The following is a 628-nucleotide window of genomic DNA, read 5'->3' on the forward strand; positions in this document are numbered from 1 at the left end:
GGTGGTGCGGTGGTGGGTGGTGCCGTGGTGGGTGGTGCGGTGGTTGGTGGCGGGGTGGTGGGTGGTGCGGTGGTTGGTGGTGCGGTGGTGGGTGGTGGGACGGACCCGGTGCAGGCGGTGCCGTTCAGGGTGAACGAGGTGGGTACGGGATTGCTGCCGTTCCAGGTGCCGTTGAATCCGGGGCTGACGGTGGCGTTGGTGGCGAGGTTGCCGTTGTAGGAGGCGTTTGTGATTGTTACGTTGCTGCCGGACTGGCTGACTGAGCCGTTCCATAGCTGGGTGATGGTCTGGCCTGCGGGGAAGGAGAACCGTAGGTTCCAGCCGGAGATTGGGTGGCCGAGGTTGGTGATGTCGATCGTGGCACCGAATCCGCCCGACCATTGGCTCGAGATGGTGTAGTTGACTCTGCAGCCGGCTGCGGCGCTGGCTTGGGTGGCGCCTGCGACCGCGGTGGTTGACGCGACTATGAGTGCGGTCGCGGCGATGGCCGCGCGGCGGAGGGGGGACAGGCGGGATCTCTTCTGGTTGGTAAGCCTCATCGGGCTTCCTTTCTGCCACCATGTGCGGTGAGAATGCAGCAGATTGGCGTAGCCGAGGCTTGGGCCGGCAACCCTGCCCAGGAGGGCAG

At 65.9% G+C, this 628-nt stretch carries 1 protein-coding gene; it reads right to left on the reverse strand.

The genetic code is table 11. The features are described from left to right. Positions 1-539: cellulose-binding domain-containing protein (locus ACFHVL_RS31405; RefSeq protein WP_416632250.1), on the reverse strand; the 539-nt coding region annotated here is incomplete at its 3' end. Between the last annotated feature and the right edge of the window lie 89 nt (positions 540-628).

The organism is Micromonospora sp. LOL_023, from assembly GCF_048060115.1.
Taxonomy (GTDB): domain Bacteria; phylum Actinomycetota; class Actinomycetes; order Mycobacteriales; family Micromonosporaceae; genus Micromonospora_E.